Annotated in this window: 15 protein-coding genes; 5 read left to right on the plus strand and 10 right to left on the minus strand. The window is 43.9% G+C overall.

Annotated elements, in window-relative coordinates; translation table 11 throughout:
- The first annotated feature begins 194 nt into the window (after positions 1-194).
- Complete coding sequence (locus WDM69_RS09575) at positions 195-1,769, plus strand: mechanosensitive ion channel (RefSeq protein ID WP_078306376.1); 1,575 nt, start codon at positions 195-197, stop codon at positions 1,767-1,769.
- A gap of 217 nt (positions 1,770-1,986) precedes the next feature.
- Here the strand turns inward: WDM69_RS09575 and WDM69_RS09580 are convergent, their stop codons facing one another.
- From WDM69_RS09580 to WDM69_RS09615, 8 genes are all read right to left on the minus strand, one after another.
- Entirely contained in the window at positions 1,987-2,631 is a 645-nt protein-coding gene (locus WDM69_RS09580; protein ID WP_169832897.1) for a lysophospholipid acyltransferase family protein, read from the minus strand.
- 57 nt (positions 2,632-2,688) lie between these two features.
- A complete protein-coding gene (locus WDM69_RS09585; protein ID WP_078306377.1) occupies positions 2,689-3,972 on the minus strand; it encodes a sodium/glutamate symporter in 1,284 nt (427 codons plus the stop codon).
- A 139-nt stretch (positions 3,973-4,111) separates the two neighbouring features.
- Positions 4,112-5,350: an NADH:ubiquinone reductase (Na(+)-transporting) subunit F gene (gene nqrF / locus WDM69_RS09590; protein ID WP_338755427.1), complete on the minus strand. Its 1,239-nt coding sequence runs from the start codon at positions 5,348-5,350 to the stop codon at positions 4,112-4,114.
- Positions 5,351-5,460: 110 nt separating this feature from the next.
- Complete coding sequence (nqrE, locus tag WDM69_RS09595) at positions 5,461-6,069, minus strand: NADH:ubiquinone reductase (Na(+)-transporting) subunit E (protein WP_078306379.1); 609 nt, start codon at positions 6,067-6,069, stop codon at positions 5,461-5,463.
- Positions 6,069-6,740 carry an NADH:ubiquinone reductase (Na(+)-transporting) subunit D gene (locus WDM69_RS09600; RefSeq protein WP_078306380.1) on the minus strand — a complete coding sequence of 224 codons (672 nt, stop codon included), beginning with the start codon at positions 6,738-6,740 and terminating at the stop codon, positions 6,069-6,071. The genes nqrE and WDM69_RS09600 overlap by 1 nt, the downstream gene beginning before the upstream one ends.
- A 2-nt stretch (positions 6,741-6,742) precedes the next feature.
- Positions 6,743-7,597, minus strand: coding sequence for a Na(+)-translocating NADH-quinone reductase subunit C (locus tag WDM69_RS09605; protein WP_078306381.1), 855 nt, complete (start codon positions 7,595-7,597; stop codon positions 6,743-6,745).
- Positions 7,578-8,813 (minus strand): NADH:ubiquinone reductase (Na(+)-transporting) subunit B, encoded by a 1,236-nt coding sequence (locus WDM69_RS09610; RefSeq protein ID WP_078306382.1) that lies wholly within the window; start codon positions 8,811-8,813, stop codon positions 7,578-7,580. The genes WDM69_RS09605 and WDM69_RS09610 overlap by 20 nt, the downstream gene beginning before the upstream one ends.
- 4 nt (positions 8,814-8,817) lie before the next feature.
- Positions 8,818-10,167 carry a Na(+)-translocating NADH-quinone reductase subunit A gene (locus WDM69_RS09615; protein WP_078306383.1) on the minus strand — a complete coding sequence of 450 codons (1,350 nt, stop codon included), beginning with the start codon at positions 10,165-10,167 and terminating at the stop codon, positions 8,818-8,820.
- 349 nt (positions 10,168-10,516) lie between these two features.
- Here WDM69_RS09615 and hisA point away from each other — a divergent pair, with 349 nt between their 5' ends.
- Both hisA and WDM69_RS09625 read left to right on the plus strand, forming a co-directional pair.
- Entirely contained in the window at positions 10,517-11,272 is a 756-nt protein-coding gene (gene hisA / locus WDM69_RS09620; RefSeq protein WP_143823236.1) for a 1-(5-phosphoribosyl)-5-[(5-phosphoribosylamino)methylideneamino]imidazole-4-carboxamide isomerase, read from the plus strand.
- A 174-nt stretch (positions 11,273-11,446) separates the two neighbouring features.
- A complete protein-coding gene (locus WDM69_RS09625) occupies positions 11,447-13,054 on the plus strand; it encodes a mechanosensitive ion channel family protein (RefSeq protein ID WP_240494812.1) in 1,608 nt (535 codons plus the stop codon).
- A 54-nt stretch (positions 13,055-13,108) separates the two neighbouring features.
- On the opposite strand, the gene WDM69_RS09630 is transcribed toward WDM69_RS09625, so the two are convergent.
- Both WDM69_RS09630 and WDM69_RS09635 read right to left on the minus strand, forming a co-directional pair.
- Complete coding sequence (locus WDM69_RS09630) at positions 13,109-14,137, minus strand: DnaJ C-terminal domain-containing protein (protein WP_078306386.1); 1,029 nt, start codon at positions 14,135-14,137, stop codon at positions 13,109-13,111.
- A gap of 30 nt (positions 14,138-14,167) precedes the next feature.
- On the minus strand, positions 14,168-16,126 hold the full coding sequence (locus WDM69_RS09635; RefSeq protein ID WP_078306387.1) for an ATP-binding cassette domain-containing protein: 1,959 nt from the start codon (positions 16,124-16,126) through the stop codon (positions 14,168-14,170).
- Positions 16,127-16,332: 206 nt separating this feature from the next.
- Between WDM69_RS09635 and erpA the strand changes: the two genes are divergently transcribed.
- Complete coding sequence (gene erpA, locus WDM69_RS09640; protein WP_078306444.1) at positions 16,333-16,668, plus strand: iron-sulfur cluster insertion protein ErpA; 336 nt, start codon at positions 16,333-16,335, stop codon at positions 16,666-16,668.
- Positions 16,669-17,093: 425 nt separating this feature from the next.
- On the plus strand, positions 17,094-17,450 hold the full coding sequence (locus WDM69_RS09645) for a hypothetical protein (RefSeq protein ID WP_078306388.1): 357 nt from the start codon (positions 17,094-17,096) through the stop codon (positions 17,448-17,450).
- Positions 17,451-17,605: the final 155 nt, after the last annotated feature.

Raw genomic sequence — 17,605 nt, forward strand, 5'->3', positions numbered from 1 at the left:
ACATTGATATATGACACATATGTTGACACATTGACAAACTCTGTCAAACCCCATCGTCAAACATTTCACCGTCTTACCCCATTTTAGATGGCAAATTCTCATTTGCCCATCAGTTCGGTTAGGACAACTTTTTTTTAGCAATAAGTTTTTTAGCAACAAGTTTTTGAAGCGACAAACTCATTTTTGGAGACAGTATGAACAACACATTGGGTTGGTTTAACCACAACCTGGCAGGACCCATCGGCTCTGTGATTGGGGCAATTGTAATATTCATCTTTGGCTGGATTGTTGCCATGATTGGCGGTGCGTTGATACGCAACGTCTTGGCAAAGGTCAATCTCAATCAACGCATCAATTCATCAACAGGCAAGCAACACGACATTGAGAACATCATCTCTAAGGTGGTGTTTTGGTTTATCTTTATCATCGCCATTTCTGGGGCGTTAAATCAGTTGAATCTTGATTCAATTTCTACCCCATTTGCCAATATGGTCAACCAAGTGTTGTCCTTTATCCCTAATTTCATTGCCGCAGTTGCCATTGGCGTGGTCGGCTGGGTTGTGGCGACGGTGGCTCGTACCGCCATCAGCACCGCATTGTCTAAGACCACCATGGATGAGCGATTGAGTGCCGAAGCTGGCATACAGCCTTTGAGTAGCACCATCTCTGATGTGGTGTATTGGTTTATTTTATTAATATTTTTACCCATGATATTGGGGCAGTTGCGTTTGACTGGCTTGCTTGAGCCTGTCAGTGGCATGGTCAGCAAGATGCTAGACTTCATTCCCAATATGGTCATCGCCGTGGTCATTTTTGGCGTGGGTTATGTCATCGCCAAAATTTTACGCAGCATCGTTACCAACTTGGTATCCACCCTCAATATCCAATCAGTTGCCAATAAAGCAGGTGTTAGCAACGACACCAGCATTGCCAATATTGCAGGGACGTTGGTGTTTTTGGTGGTTATCATCTCATCGTTGATTGCGTCTTTAGATGCCCTAAAAATTGAGGTCATCTCACGCCCTGCAACCAACATGCTTAACCAAATCATGCAAGCCATTCCTAACATCATTGCTGCCGCTGCCATTTTGGGCATTGCTTATTATGTGATTAAGTTTGTTGCCAACATTGTTGCTAACTTGTTAGTCAACACTGGCATTAATGAATTACCTAACAAAGTTGGTGTGCAAGACATCTTGGGTGAAAAGCGGGTATCTGATTTGGTTGGTATGTTGCTGGTTTTTTTCACCATGTTATTTGCGTCTATCGAAGCGTCTAATCGCTTAGGCTTTAACCGTGTGAGTGACTTAATTTCTCTGTTCATTACTTTTAGTGCTGACATATTGTTGGGTGCGGTTATCCTATTTATTGGGTTTTGGCTGGCCAACCTCATCGCTGGCATGGTTGAACGCTCTGAAAAAGGCTCACAATTTTTAGCCAACATCGTGCGTGTGCTGATTATGGGCTTGGTACTTGCCATGGGTCTAAAAGCCATGGGCATCGCTGACTCGATTGTTAACTTGGCATTTGGTCTAACCTTAGGTGCGGTTGCCGTGGCATTCGCTTTGTCCTTTGGGTTGGGTGGTCAAGAAGCTGCCGCTCGCCTATTACGCAACATGCAGGATAAAGCCGAGCGTGAAGCCAACAAAATCAACAATGCGTCTGAGTCCACCCACATCACTCAAGGCAATGATAATGTTCAAGGTGTAAATGCCACATCAACCACGTTTCATCAAACCAGCTCGTTCAACAGCGAAGACCTAAAATAAACATCAGCGGTTGATGCAATGTTGATGCCATAAAGCTGACACAATAACGTTGATACAAAAAAAAGGGAGACTGTGGTCGCCCTTTTTTATTTGTCATTTTCTATTTGTCATTTTTTATTTATCATCAACGTCTGTGCATTGACATGATTAACCTGATAACCTGATGAAAATACAAATACCTTATTATTGACGCACCTTTTCTATTCATTTCTCTCTTCTATTTATTCATATCTTGCAGAGGCTTAGACATTTTATTGACATGTTTGCCCTGCACACCACGATAATAGTCATAAATTTTTGGTAAATCTGCGTCAATATCACCAGTTGGATAAAATAATGGCATAAAACGCACCTGCTTGGTTTGATAATCCATCGCCACAGGTAAGATGGGTACTTTTGCCCCCAATGCCAAATAATAAAAGCCCGTTTTCCAGCTTTCGGTGTAATCCCTAGTGCCTTCTGGGGCAAGTCCGAGCCAAAGCTGGTCTTCTTGCCAAAAACGGTCAATGGTCATTTGTAAAGTTGAGCCTTTTTGTTGCCTGTCTATGGAGATGATGCCCGCCCATTTTAAGAATTTACCCATCACAGGCACTTTAAACAACTCTTTTTTGCCCAATATTTTGATATCAACGTCTAATGCCAACAAGGTGGGAATGGCATAAACACCATCAAAGTTAGACGTATGTGGCACGGCAAGCAACACACATTTTTTAACATTGGGAATGTTGCCAACAATGTCCCAACCCAGCATTTTTAGAAATTTATCGGCATATTTGGCAATGATGGGGTTATGACGGCGTGGCACGTTGTCGCCAATGGCATTAGGGTCAATGGACGACATTGTGAAAGATAAGCTGGGCATGGGGTAAATACTCGGTTATAAAATGTGATTGACCTTTAGGCTATCATATCAACCTAATCACATAAATGGCAATTGAGTAAAAATCTGCAACACCGTGGCGTTGATGATATCCACAAAAAATGCCCCCACCATCGGCACAATCAAAAATGCTTTGGGCGATGGGGCATAACGGTCAGTGATGGCTTGCATGTTGGCGATGGCAGTCGGTGTTGCCCCTAAGCCAAAACCACAATGCCCAGCTGATAAGACAGCCGCATCGTAGTTTTTGCCCATCACACGGAAGGTTAAAAAATAAGCAAACGCTATCATCATCACCGTTTGTACCAATAAAATAATCAACACAGGACCTGCCAAATCTGCCAATTCCCACAGCTTAAGCGAAATCAACGCCATCGCCAAAAACAGCGATAATGACGCATTGCCCAACACATCAATGGCACGGTCAAACATATCAAAATTAAAGAATGTGGTCAGCACATTGCGAATGATGACCCCACCACCCAACGCCCAAACAAACGTCGGCAATTCAAACAAAGTGCCTTTAGCAACATCGGTCATGATGCCTGCAAATGCCAACGCCCCAGCGAACATCGCCAAAGTTTCAATGGTTGATGATGCGGTGATTAAACGAATGTTATCAGGTCTTTCAAAGATTTCTTTGGCTTTGCCATCATCATCTTCATGATGGCGGGTGCTATATAGCGATTGCTTTCCTGCCAACTTTTCGACATCAGTCTGATCGGTTTGATTGTCCTGATTCATCATTGGGCTGATGTTTAGATTTTTAATCAAGCGTTTGGCAACAGGGCCACCTATCAAACCACCTGCAACCAAGCCATAAGTTGCACAAGCAATGCCCAGCGTGGTCGCCCCAGTGATTTGATATTTTGACTCAAACACCGCCCCCCATGCTCCTGCTGTGCCATGCCCGCCTGTCAACGAAATTGAGCCTATCACCAAGCCCATCAATGGCTCAAGCCCCACAACCTTTGCCATTGCCACGCCGACGACATTCTGCACGATGATATAACCTGAGACCAGCACCAAAAACACCACCAACGGCTTGCCGCCTGCTTTCAGTCGCCCAAAGTCAGCACTTAACCCAATGGACGCAAAAAACATCAACATACAAGCAGTCTGTAGCTCTTTTTGAAAATTAAAATTGTATCCTAAGGTCAAATTAAGCACATAGACGATTATGGCAGCAACCAAGCCACCTGCCACAGGTTCTGGAATGTTAAAGTCAGATAAAAATTTGATGCGTTTGACCAAAAATCGCCCTAATAACAACACCAAAGTGGCTAAAATCAGCGTGTAGTAGCCATTTAATTCAAATTCCATAATTCATCTCATCATGATAAGTTAAAGTCAGCGATACGTTAAAATAAACTCAAACCGAACCACTCTATCAATAAAACAAGCCCCAATCAACATGGGGCTTATTTTAAACAAAAAGTGAATGTTACTAAAGGGGCATGGCTTAACCACCGAAGTCATCCAATAAGATATTTTCATCTTCCACCCCCAACGAATGCAACATGTCAATGACAGCAGCGTTCATGACAGGTGGTCCACACATATAAAATTCACAGTCTTCAGGATTTGGGTGGTCTTTAAGATAGTTTTCATACAAGACATTGTGGATAAAGCCAGTGTATCCGTCCCAGTTATCTTCAGGTAAGGGGTCAGACAACGCCACATGCCATTCAAAGTTGTCAAACTCTTCTTCTAAGCTGTCATAGTCTTCCACATAGAACATTTCACGAATGGAGCGGGCCCCATACCAAAAGCTGATTTTACGGTCAGAGCTTAAGCGTTTAAGCTGGTCAAAAATGTGTGAACGCATCGGTGCCATGCCCGCACCACCACCGACAAAGACCATCTCAGCTTTGGTATCTTTGGCAAAAAACTCGCCATAAGGACCTGATACCGTTACCTTATCACCAGGTTTTAGACTAAACACCCAAGACGACATCTTACCAGGAGGAATGCCCTCAGGACCTCTTGGTGGAGGGCTTGCGATGCGAATATTAAACTTGATGATGCCTTTTTCGTCTGGATAGTTTGCCATGGAATAGGCACGCACCACCGTCTCATCAACCTTAGAGACATAACGAAACATGTTAAATTTTTCCCAGTCTTCACGATATTCTTCATCAATATCAAAGTCTTTATAATGCACTTCATGCGGAGGGGCTTCTAGTTGCACATAACCACCTGCACGAAAGTTGACCTCTTCACCCTCTGGAATTTTTAATACCAACTCTTTGATAAAGGTGGCAACGTTGTCATTAGAGACAACCTCACACTCCCATTTTTGCACATCAAAAAATTCTGGATCAATCTCAATTTTCATGTCTTGTTTGACCGCCACTTGGCACGCCAAACGCATGTTGTCACGGATTTCACCTTGGGTAAAATGCCCCTCTTCGGTGGGTAAAATTGAGCCACCACCTTCATTCACTTTACAGCGACATTGCCCACATGTGCCACCCCCACCACATGCCGAAGATAAAAAGATGCCTTCATTAGCAAGGGTTTGTAGCAGTTTGCCACCAGCAGGAGTGACGACATCATTATCTGGGTTATCATTAATGCGAATGGTGACATCACCAGAGCTGACCAATCGTGAGCGTGCCATCAAAATGATGGCAACCAAGCTCATGATAATCAGGGTAAACATGGCGACACCACCAATTGCAGTACCGAACGATTCCATGATACTTATTTCCTTAATTTATCTGAGAGTAAGGGGACAGTGCCAATCAATATCAATCAATACCAACCAACATCAATCAACCCTTACCAACATCAATATAAATGGCTAAATTATATGGACATACCGCCAAAAGACATAAAGCCCAGTGACATCAACCCAACGGTAATAAAGGTAATGCCAAGACCACGAAGCGGTGCAGGCACGTCTGAATATTTTAGCTTTTCACGAATGGCAGCCAACAAAGCAATGGCAATCGCCCAGCCCAAACCTGCTCCCACACCATAGGTAAGCGACTCGCCAAAGTTGTAATCACGCTCAACCATAAACAACACACCACCCATGATGGCACAGTTCACCGTAATCAAAGGCAAAAATACCCCCAAAGCGTTATACAAAGCTGGCACAAACTTATCCAAAAACATCTCTAAAATCTGTACCGTGGCAGCAATCAAAGCAATGTAACTCAGTAAGCCTAGAAAACTTAAGTCCAAGTTAGGGAAGCCTGCCCATGCCAACGCCCCATCTTTTAGGATAAATTGAAAGAGTAAATTATTTAACGGCACCGTAATCGCCATGACCACCACCACCGCCACGCCCAAACCTAGGGCAGTAGAAACCTTTTTGGATACTGCCAAAAAAGTACACATGCCCAAAAAGTAGGCAAGTGCCATGTTCTCAATAAATACTGACGTGATAAATAAACTGACATGAGCACCCATTAGTGACTTCCTCCATGAGACAAGCCTTTAGATTGTGGTTTCATCACAAACTCTGATTCTTCAACCTGTTCTGGCTTCCACAAACGCACCACAACAATGAACAAAGCAATGATAAAAAATGCTGACGGTGGCAACAATAACAAGCCATTGGGAACATACCAACCACCATCAGTGGCAGGATTTAATAGCTGAATACCCAACCAACTGCCTGCCCCCAACAGCTCACGGATACTGGCAACAAAAATCAACACCGCCGAATAGCCAAGCCCATTACCAATGCCATCTAAAAAGCTTGGGATAGGTGGATTGCTCATGGCAAAGGCTTCAGCACGACCCATGACGATACAGTTGGTGATGATTAAACCCACAAAGACGGACAAAGACTTACTGACATCATACGCCACTGCCTTAAGCACTTGGTCAACCACAATGACCAAAGAAGCGATGATCACCATCTGTACAATGATGCGAATCGATGAAGGAATCTTGTTACGGATAATGGAGATAAAAAAGCTTGAAAATGCCGTTACTAACGTCAACGCAATACACATCACCAACGCATTGGTAACGCTGGTGGTTACTGCCAATGCCGAACAAATGCCCAATATTTGCAACGCAATGGGGTTGTTATCAAATATGGGTTTGGTCAATATACTTTTGGTATCCGCCATGCTCATATCTCCTTATCTGTGCTTGAATTTATGCTGTTAGCGGTGGCTGCTGAAATTTGACCTTCTTTCATGTTATCCAAAAATGGCTTATAACCCCGCTCAGACAGCCAAAATTGAATGAAATTATTCACCCCACGCCCTGTCAACGTTGCTCCACTGATGCCATCGACATAATTTTCTTTATGGTTACCTGCTTTGGTCACACCAGTGGCAACATTGCCTTGTTCATCATAAGCACTGATGCCTTTCCATTGGGCCCGCCATTGAGATTCTTCAATGCGTGCGCCCAAACCGGGGGTTTCTTTATGAGAATAAAAACTGATGCCTTCGATGGTGTTCATGTCTGAGCCGATGGTCAAAAAGCCATAAATCGTTCCCCACAACCCATAACCATAAACGGGCAATACCACCGCCTCGGTTGCACCATCTGTCCCCTCTTTAACATAAACTTTGGCAAACTTAGGCACACGCCCAATATTGGCAGGGTCATCATCACCCAAGTCATTGCTCAGATTGGCTATCTTTGATGCCGAACTGGTGTCATAAGCGTTGACATCCTCAATGCCTGCTTGTTTAAGCTGTTCATCGGTGGCAACTTTGCCTGTCTGTAAATCAATGATGCGTGGCTCAAAGTCAGCAAACTTTTGCTTAACCACTTCGCTGTCATCTTCTTCTTGCAACTCACCTGCTGCCAATAAGATGTTTCTGTTACGGTCAAGATTAACATTTTCAGTTTGTTTGGGTTTTAACCCCACTGCCACTGCCGATACCAACACCGAACAGACCAAACACAAGGTTAAGGCAACGGCAATGGTACTTAAGTTATTACTTTTAGACTTATTTTTGGGCTGAGACATGACTCATTCTCCGTGCATTTTGGCGTTTGATGTTGGCTTGGGTAACAAAATAATCAAACAATGGGGCAGATAAGTTGGCGAGCAAGATGGCTAACATGATCCCCTCTGGAAAAGCAGGGTTAACCACACGGATAAGCACGGTCATAACACCAATCAAAATACCATAAAGCCAGCGTCCTTTATTGGTTTGGGCCGCTGACACAGGGTCGGTTGCCATAAACACAATCCCAAAGGCAAATCCACCCAACACCAAATGCCAATAAAATGGCATGCTCATCATCAGATTTTCTTCTGAACCAAACACATTGAACAGCAAGGCAGTAACCACCACGCCAATCACGCCGCCAGCCATGATCCGCCACGATGCGATGCGAGTCCAAATCAATCCAACCGCCCCAAGCAAAATCGCAAGGGTGGAGACCTCACCAATACTGCCTTGCATGTTGCCCAAAAAGGCATCTGTCCAGCTGATGGCTTGACCATAAGCATTGCTAAATTGCTCTGGTGTCACACCAATGGCCGCCAAACCCAATGGGGTTGCGCCAGAAAAGCCATCGATCGCCGTCCAAATGCTGTCACCTGACATATAAGCAGGATAGCTAAAGTACAAAAATGCCCGACCTGCCAAGGCAGGGTTAAGAAAGTTTTTACCTGTACCACCAAACACTTCTTTGGCAACCACAACCCCAAAAGTGATGCCAAGTGCCACTTGCCATAATGGAATGTCAGGGGGTAAACACAAGGCATAAAGCACAGAGGTGACAAAAAAGCCTTCATTGACTTCATGTCCACGCACCACCGCAAAAATAATCTCCCAAAGAATACCAACCACAAACGTAACAATGTAAATGGGCAAAAACTGCATTGCCCCATAGACAAAGCTTGCCCAAATGCTATTTGGGTCATAACCTGCCATGTTGGTGATGATGGTACGCCAACCTGTTGGCTCAAGCCCCAGCTGAGCGATTGCCATCAAGGCTTGATGACCAACATTGTACATTCCAAAAAACATCGCAGGGAAAGTACACAGCCACACGGTAATCATGATGCGTTTTAGGTCAATGCCATCACGCACATGTGCTGCTGAATGGGTGGTTGTGCCAGGTTGACGAAAAAAGGTATCAAACATCTCAAAGACAGCATAGTACTTCTCGTACTTACCCCCTTTTGAGAAAGCAGGGCCCATCTTATCAAACACATTATGGATAAACTTCATTGGATTAGCCCTCCATCTCAATGCGTGTCAAATTGTCACGCAATATGTCACCAAATTCATATTTACCTGGCGACACAAAGGTACACAATGCCAAGTCTTCTTCATCCAATTCTAACGCCCCAAGCTCCACCGCTTGTACGATGTCTTCAACAATCAAGGCTTTGAGCAACTGAGTGGGCAGATAATCTTGTGGCATCACCTCTTCAAACACCCCAATCGGTACCATGGCACGAGGTGAGCCATTCGACGATGTGGTGAAGTTGAATTTTTTCTTCATAAAGTGCGACACATAAATCGGCAATTTAGAGAAGCGATTTGCTCCCAAACTAAAAAAGTGCAAGGTAGGGCGTTCATACCCTTCTTCTAGCACGCTGACTTGATTGTGAAATCTGCCCAAATAGGCTGTGCTGGCAATGGTTTTACGCCCTGATAGCACCGAACCTGAAATAATGCGGTTATCGCCTGCCTTAAGCTGACCTTGGGTAATTTCATCTAACGCCACACCACGGTCGGTCGCCACCAAATGCGGTGTGGTAACCTGAGGCCCTGCAAGGCTAATCAAGCGTTTGGTAAAAAGTTTACCTGTGGTAAATAATTTACCAATGGCAATGACATCTTGATAGCCAATCGTCCATACGGTGACATGACGGCTAACAGGATGCAAAAAATGAATGTGTGTGCCTGCCAAGCCAGCGGGATGCACGCCAGCAAAGGCGTGGTATTCAGTGCGATTATTGGGTGCTGTTTTATCAATGCCAGATAAATTGGCATCGCCATGATGGCACACATAGGTGATGGGGGTCAGTGTTGAGATGACTGCCAAGCCATCATCAAAAGCTTGTCGTTCATGATTGATGAGCGTCATTGGGTTGACTGCCAAAGGGTTGGTATCCATTGCTGTGACAAACACCGCCTCAGGTCTGGAACCAATCTCTGGCGTGCGACTGTAAGGACGACTGCGAAATGCTGTCCATTCGCCTGATTTGATAAGCTGTGCTTCGACAACTTTTGTGTCCAAACTGGCAAGCTCATCACTGGCAAAGACATCAAAGGTAATCTCTTCACCATTTGGGTCAACCTCAATGACCAAGCTTTCAAACACACGACGCTCACCACGGTTAATGGCAATCACTTTGCCAGCGGCTGGGGCTGTGTAGATGACCCCCACCCGCTTTTTGTCTTCATAGATGGGTTGCCCTTTAGCAACCGTATCGCCTTCCTTAACATTCATGGTGGGCTTCATACCGACATAGTCGTAGCCCACTAAAGCAATATGGCGTGCCGTATGCTCAGTAATCTGATCGTTTGGCTCACCAGCAATGGGCACATCGAGTCCTTTTTTGATGGTAATCATAAGCAAACACTTGTTCTAACTAACTTAAAACACACCAGCCAAACCACTTACCAACCACTTAAAAAAAAGCTGAACGACTTTTAATATAACTCATTTTAACGTAACTGGAATAATGCCAATGATAACGCTGACCTAAACGCCTTGACAGCACGTTAAAATCAACTCGGTGGCGACTGACAACCAAAATATAAATGTAATATCATCTAGGATTATACGATAAATTCACCTAAAATTACAGTCAGATGTTATTTTTCATCATTTTTGTCTCAACTTTAGTCAATGCACGTCTAAAAACTGCCCATCTAAAAATAATGCTTTAAAAACAACACTCAAGGAAATCATCATGTCAATGTTGCCACCATCACCCCAATCTTGCCCCATCATCATTCCTGCCATTGACCTAAAAGATGGCAAATGTGTGCGTCTTAAACAAGGACGCATGAATGATGACACCATATTTAGCAATGACCCTGTGGCGATGGCAAGCCGCTGGGTGCGTGAAGGAGCAAGACGGCTACATTTGGTGGATTTAAATGGGGCGTTTGACGGTGTGCCTGTGCATAAAGAGGTGGTGGCAGACATTGCCAAAGCTCACCCAAAGTTGCCCATTCAGTTAGGAGGTGGCGTACGCAGCTTATCCACCATTGAGCATTATCTGAATGCAGGATTAACTGACATCATCATTGGCACAAAGGCAGTAGAAGAGCCAGCATTTGTCAAAGAAGCATGCCGTGAGTTTGCAGGGCATATCATGGTGGGGATTGATGCCAAAGATGGTATGGTCGCCACGCATGGCTGGGCAACGGTAACCGACATCAAGGCAGTGGAACTTGCCAAACACTTTGCGGATATGGGGGTGTCATCTATTGTCTATACTGACATTGCTCGTGATGGCATGATGCAGGGGGTTAATGTGGAGCAAACCATTCATCTTGCCAAACAAAGCGGTCTGCCTGTCATTGCTTCTGGCGGGGTAACCGACATCAGCGACATTCACACGCTCAAACCACATGCTCAATACCTTAAAGGCATCATCACAGGGCGAGCGATATATGAAGGCACGCTAGATTTGGGTGAAGCCCAAATGCTGTTGGACGCAGACTAAGCTGATATGTCATCAGCAAAGACACCGTTTTTTTGTGGTGTTATGATTAATGTTGATTATTAATATTAAATTTTATATTTATGCAAACAACATAAAATTTGACATAAATTTGACATCGCACAATTAAAATACAGTATCATAAAGAGATAAAAAACCACCCATTACCCATTAGCCATGAATAACTCATTAATGCGTCAAACTTTATTATCTTATCTTACCACCGTTGTGTTCATTGTCAGCAGTGGGCTGTTTGCCCCATCTGCCCATGCCGTTGCTGAAGAGCTATTGATGGTGGATACCATATTATCTGGCAATCAGTTATCTGGCAATCAGTCATCTGATGACCAGTTAGCCAACAACACAGCAACCGCCAATGATGACACAAGCTTACCCACGCCAACCGATGACATCGAAATCAACGGTACAATTGAAAGCAACCCTGCACTGATTAATGATGATAAGATTGCTGAACGCATTCGGGGGATTTTTGCTGAAGTAGATGGGCTGATGGCGGTCACAGTCACCGTCAATGAAGGGGTGGTAAAATTAAGTGGTGAAACCGCCAATGAAAAAAAAGCCACACAAGCGGTGAAACTTGCCAGCCGAGTCAGCAACGTGGTCACGGTGGAAGATGGCATCAGTCGCACGCTGGACGTACAAGACAACGTAACCCCCGTACTTAATAATCTATACATCAAAGCCAAAGGTTGGCTAAGGGCGATGCCTTTGATGTTAGTGGCCATATTGGCGTTTGGATTGATGGCATGGTTTGGCGGTTGGCTTGCCAATCGCAATAATCTTTGGCAACGCATCACGCCCAACCCTTTTGTGGCAGAACTTTTGGCTCAGACCGCCAAAGTGATTTTTATCATTTTGGGGTTAATATTGGGCTTAAGCTTGATGGGAGCAGAAGCCATCATCGGCACTCTGTTAGGCGGTGCTGGGGTGTTGGGGATTGCCGTGGGTTTTGCGGTGAAAGACACCATCGAAAATTACATTGCGTCGTTGATGCTCAGCATCAGGCAGCCATTTCGCTCTCGTGACCATGTGGTGATTAATGACCATGAAGGCATTGTGGTGCGTTTAACCAGCCGTGCAACCATTTTAATGACATTAGACGGCAATCATTTACGATTACCAAACTCAGAAGTATTTAAAGGCACTATCCTAAATTACAGCAAAAACCCAGAAAGACGTTTTACCTTTGAGCTGGGTGTAGATGCCAACAACGACCCATTAGCCGCCATTAAAGTGGGATTAGATGCCATTGATGGGTTAGAATTTGTGCTAAAAGAACCCAAAGCAACGGCCGTCATTAAAGAAGTGGGGGATTCAAACATCTTACTTGGCTTTCAAGTTTGGGTAAACCAAACCACAACTGATTTCTCAAAAGCACGCAGTGTCGCCATTCGTGAGACCAAACATGCCCTTGAAAATAATGGCTTTAATTTACCCGAGCCCATTTATATGATGAACTTTGACCAAACATTAGAAGATGCCATCATTAATCTTGCCAGCCACTTTACCACCAATCATTCAATCACAAGCGACAAACCCATCGCCCCATCAATGAACACAAATAAGACAACACTTAGCACAGCAACCGACAACAACCAAAAACAACTTGCCAAAGAACGTGCCAAGAAAATCTTGGCATGTCAAGACATTGATGCGGTATTAGACACCGCCCCTGACCCCAATCTGTTACAGAAAGTGGAAGCAGAAATCCAAGGCAATGATGGAGAAAAAGATTTACTCAGTCATCATAGCCCACAAGAATAACGACCTATAAGAATAACAGCCCATAAACCGTATGGGATATTTAATGTGGGATATTTAATGACTGTAAACCGCTTTTAACTGCTCATACGCTTGTCTTTGTGCATCATTGTCAATGGTTGGGGCGGTGATGTTTAAGGTGAGATACAAGTCGCCCACGTCGTTGGCAGGAATGCCCTTGCCTTTAAGCCGTAAATTACTGCCTGACTGACTGCCTGCAGGAATGGTTACGCCAAAACTGCCTGCTGGTGTCTGCACGGTAATGTGTTCACCCAACGCCACTTGCCAAGGGGTAACGTTAATGGTTTGATACACATCTGCTCCATCAATGCGTATGCCATCAGCCTGTTTTATTTTTACCTTTAATAACAAATCGCCATTTGAACCACCGCTTAAACTGACAGCCCCTTGTCCTGTCAGGCGGATTTGCTTACCTTCGGTGATGCCTTTGGGAATTTTAATTTTTAGCGTCTTGTCTTGATTTTGGATATGACCGTCAGCCCCACGTGTGGGAACGCTTAAGCGAACATGATAATCATCGCCTGTATACACTGATGCCAATTCCACTTCAATCTCAGCATGCTGGTCTTGACCACTGTCCCCAAAACCATATGAACCAGCTGGGTCAAATCCTGCATCAAAATTAAAGCCGTTTGCTCTTGACCCAGCAGACCCAGATTGTGATGATTTACGTCTGCCAGAGCCAAATGCAGATAAAATGTCATCAAAGCGAAAACTACCACTGGTAAACGGTGAATTTTCACCAAACTGGTCCTTTAAATCTTCCCATTTAAATCCGCTCCCTTGTGTGCGACCGCCAAAACCAAAACCACCGCTTTTTGTGCCACCAAACCCGCCAGCTCTGGCAAATGGATTAGACAACATGGCATCATATTCGGCTCGTTTGTCTTTGTCCTTTAGGGTTTCGTAAGCGTTGTTGATTTCAGCGATTTTTTCATCGGCATCAGGAGCATCGCTGACATCTGGGTGATATTGTCGCACCAGTTTGCGATAGGCTTTTTTAATGTCAGCTTCGGTGGCGTTTTTACTCACCCCTAGGCTGTCGTAGTGGGTTTTATCACTCATAATTTTCCTTTTTTTCTTCATTTTAATTCATCATTCAAATCCGCTTTCCATCTCTTCAAGCTCTGTCATTGCCATTAACAATGCTTCTTCTTGCTCGCTGTGCTGCCTTTGTAGCTGTTTTTGCTTATCCAATAGTGTCAATAATTCTGCTTTACGGCTGTCGTCATAAAGCTCCGTATTGCTAAGCTTATTTTCCAAATCAGCAAGCTGTTTATCCAAGACTTCAATGCCATTTTCAGCAGTTTCAATGCGTTGACGAATGGGAGCGGTCAGTTTGCGTTGCTCAGCGGATTTTTTGCGTTGTTCTTCTTTTGATACACTTAAATTGGCTTGTTCAGATTTTTTTATTGTTTCACATGCGCCATGATGGAGGGTTTTGCTTTGCTCTTTTCGCACTTGCGACAGCCACACACCATAAGACGCAATGTCATCATCAAAAATTTCACATCTGCCATCATGCACCAAATACAATTCATCACAAACCGTGGCCATCATCTCTCGGTCATGTGACACCAAAATCACCGCCCCACTAAAGTTTTGTAAAGCAAAGCTTAACGCTTGACGCATCTGTAAATCCAAATGGTTGGTAGGCTCATCCAGCACCAACACATTAGGGCGTTGCCACACAATCAGTGCCAACGTAAGCCTTGCCCGTTCGCCGCCTGAAAACAGCTTGATGGGCGTGTCAATCCGCTCACCACGAAAGTCAAAACTGCCCAAAAAAGCCCTTAAGTCGGCATCAGATGTGTTGCCTGCCAATCTTTGTAACATCAACATGGGCGTGGCTTCGCTGTCTAATGCGTCCATTTGATGCTGATTAAAATAGCCAAGTGCCAGACTGTCTGCAACAGTGCGTGTGCCTATCACGCCTTTATGGTTTGATAACAGGTCATTTGGTAACAATGGCAACTCACCAACCAAACCTTTAATGACCGTTGATTTGCCTGCCCCATTCATACCCAATAGCCCAATTCGACTGTCAGGGGTAATCTGTAAGCGAATGTTTTGAATCAATGGCACGCCATCATAGCCCACGCTGGCATTGTCCATCACAATTAAAGGCGAGGTCAGCTGTGCAGGTTCATAAAAAGCAAAGGTAAACGGATTGTCTGCCATCACAGGAGCAATCTTACTCATACGCTCCAGTTGTTTGATACGGCTTTGGGCTTGTTTGGCTTTGCTGGCCTTGGCTTTAAAACGGCGGATAAAATCCTCTAAATGGGCACGAGTGGCTTGTTGTTTTTCATAAGCTTGTTGCTGTTGAGAAAGCCGTTCACTGCGAATGCGGACAAATTGACTGTAATTACCTGTGTATAAAATCATTTGCTGATATTCGATGTGTAAAATATGCCCCACACAAGCATCTAAAAAACTTTGGTCATGTGAAATCAATAACACCAACCCATCAAATCCAGCAATCCACTCTTCCAACCATAAAATGGCATCTAAATCCAAATGGTTTGTTGGCTCATCAAGCAACAATAAATCAGCTCGACTCATCAAAGTGCGTGCAAGATTTAATCGCATTCGCCAACCACCTGAAAATGCCTTAACCGCATGATCATGCTGATGCGTGGCAAACCCCAACCCAGCCAAAATCTGAGCCGCCTTAGCGGGTATCCGATAACCGTCAATCTCATCAAATCGCTGATGCAACTTAGCTATCTGCTCACCATCAAGCTCAGACTGTGCCAACAACTTGGCATTCAGCTCATACCATTCTTTATCACCTGCCAACACATAATCCATCGCCAACTCATCACTGGCAGGCACTTCCTGTGCCATATGGGCAATCTGCCAGTTAGGTGGCATGCTCACCTCACCTGTATCCACACCAAGCTCACCCAACAACACCGCAAAAAAGGACGATTTTCCCGTGCCATTGTTACCAATTAAACCCACCTTTTGCTTAGGGTGTAGCTGAAAGCTGACATCTTTAAACAGCACACGCCCATCTCGACGCACACTGACATCATTAAATTCTATCATTTGACCTGACTACTCATGACTTTATTAAAATACAACCTTATTAAAACGCAATCGCATTAAGACACCTAATTAAGACGCTTGATTTATGGAATTATGATACTATATTACATCATCATAATGACACCATCATGATTGCCAAATTGATGCCACATCAAAGCATAAAAGCAATCGTCCGTATCAAAACGCCATATCAAAGAGACCATGCCATGACAAGCCCTACCATGATACTAACTGACAACGCCGCCGACAAAGTGCGTCGCCTACGCATCGAAGAAGGCGATGACAGCCTGATGTTGCGAGTTTATGTTACTGGTGGTGGTTGCTCAGGATTTTCTTATGGCTTTAACTTTGCGAACGAACTTGGTGATGATGATGCCAGCTTTATCAATGACGATGTTACCTTGGTGGTTGATTCATTGAGTTACCAATATCTACAAGGTTCTACCGTTGATTACACAGAAGGGCTAGAGGGTTCACGCTTTACCGTGACCAACCCAAATGCCACCACCACGTGCGGTTGTGGCTCATCATTTTCAATTTAGTTTTATTTACCTTAATGTAACCATTGATAAAAATAATTGGATAATCATGTACGATAAATGGTAGCAAATAGCGACCAAATCAACAAACCATGGTTTTGCTTGATTTCCCATGACTTAAAGCTTTATTCATTCGCATCATTAACCAGTCAATCAACCGTTTACTCACTTTATCAGATACCCCCTTGCAACCAAGCCCATTATTCGGTATATTTTCTGATGTGGGTTGAGACATTAATAAATTTCTTAACTTTCTGTCCATATCAATGTTCTCTTAACCAACATGTCGTTAAACAGGTTAAATAATTTGTTATCTGTTAATAAGTTTATAACCATAGACTGAACTATCATTTACAAACAAAATTAACAAGTAATTATTATTTATATTAACGATAATTTTAATTTAATCTTTTAAAAGGAAAATTATCATGGCTAAATTATCTTTAGACGCACTAAACCAAGTTGATGGCTTCATCGCTGCTGCCCTAGTTGATAGCGAGTCAGGTCTTGCTTTGGCTACTTTAGGTACTGGTTTGGATCTTGAATTGGCTTCTGCTGGTAACACAGAAGTTATCCGTGCTAAGCGTAAAGTCGCTGATGCCTTAGGTCTGAACGAATCTATCGAAGACATTCTAATCACACTAGGCAAGCAATATCACTTGCTACGCCCATTGGTTCGTAATGAAAATTTATTTTTGTACCTAGTACTTGACCGTCAAAAATCAAACCTTGCCATGGCTCGCCATAGCTTGAAAGGGTTTGAAACTGAGCTTGATTTTTCTTAATCAATCGCAAAGCTCATCATATAGAGCTAAGAACACCCACCTTTTGGTGGGTGTTTTTTTGTTGCTTATTCAATAAGGCATTAAAACATTGCCAGCTTATCATACACATCATCGGTTAAATAGGATAAAATCTACGCCATACACAGTTTTTGCTG

This window comes from Lwoffella lincolnii (genome assembly GCF_037201985.1).
Classification (GTDB): domain Bacteria; phylum Pseudomonadota; class Gammaproteobacteria; order Pseudomonadales; family Moraxellaceae; genus Psychrobacter; species Psychrobacter lincolnii.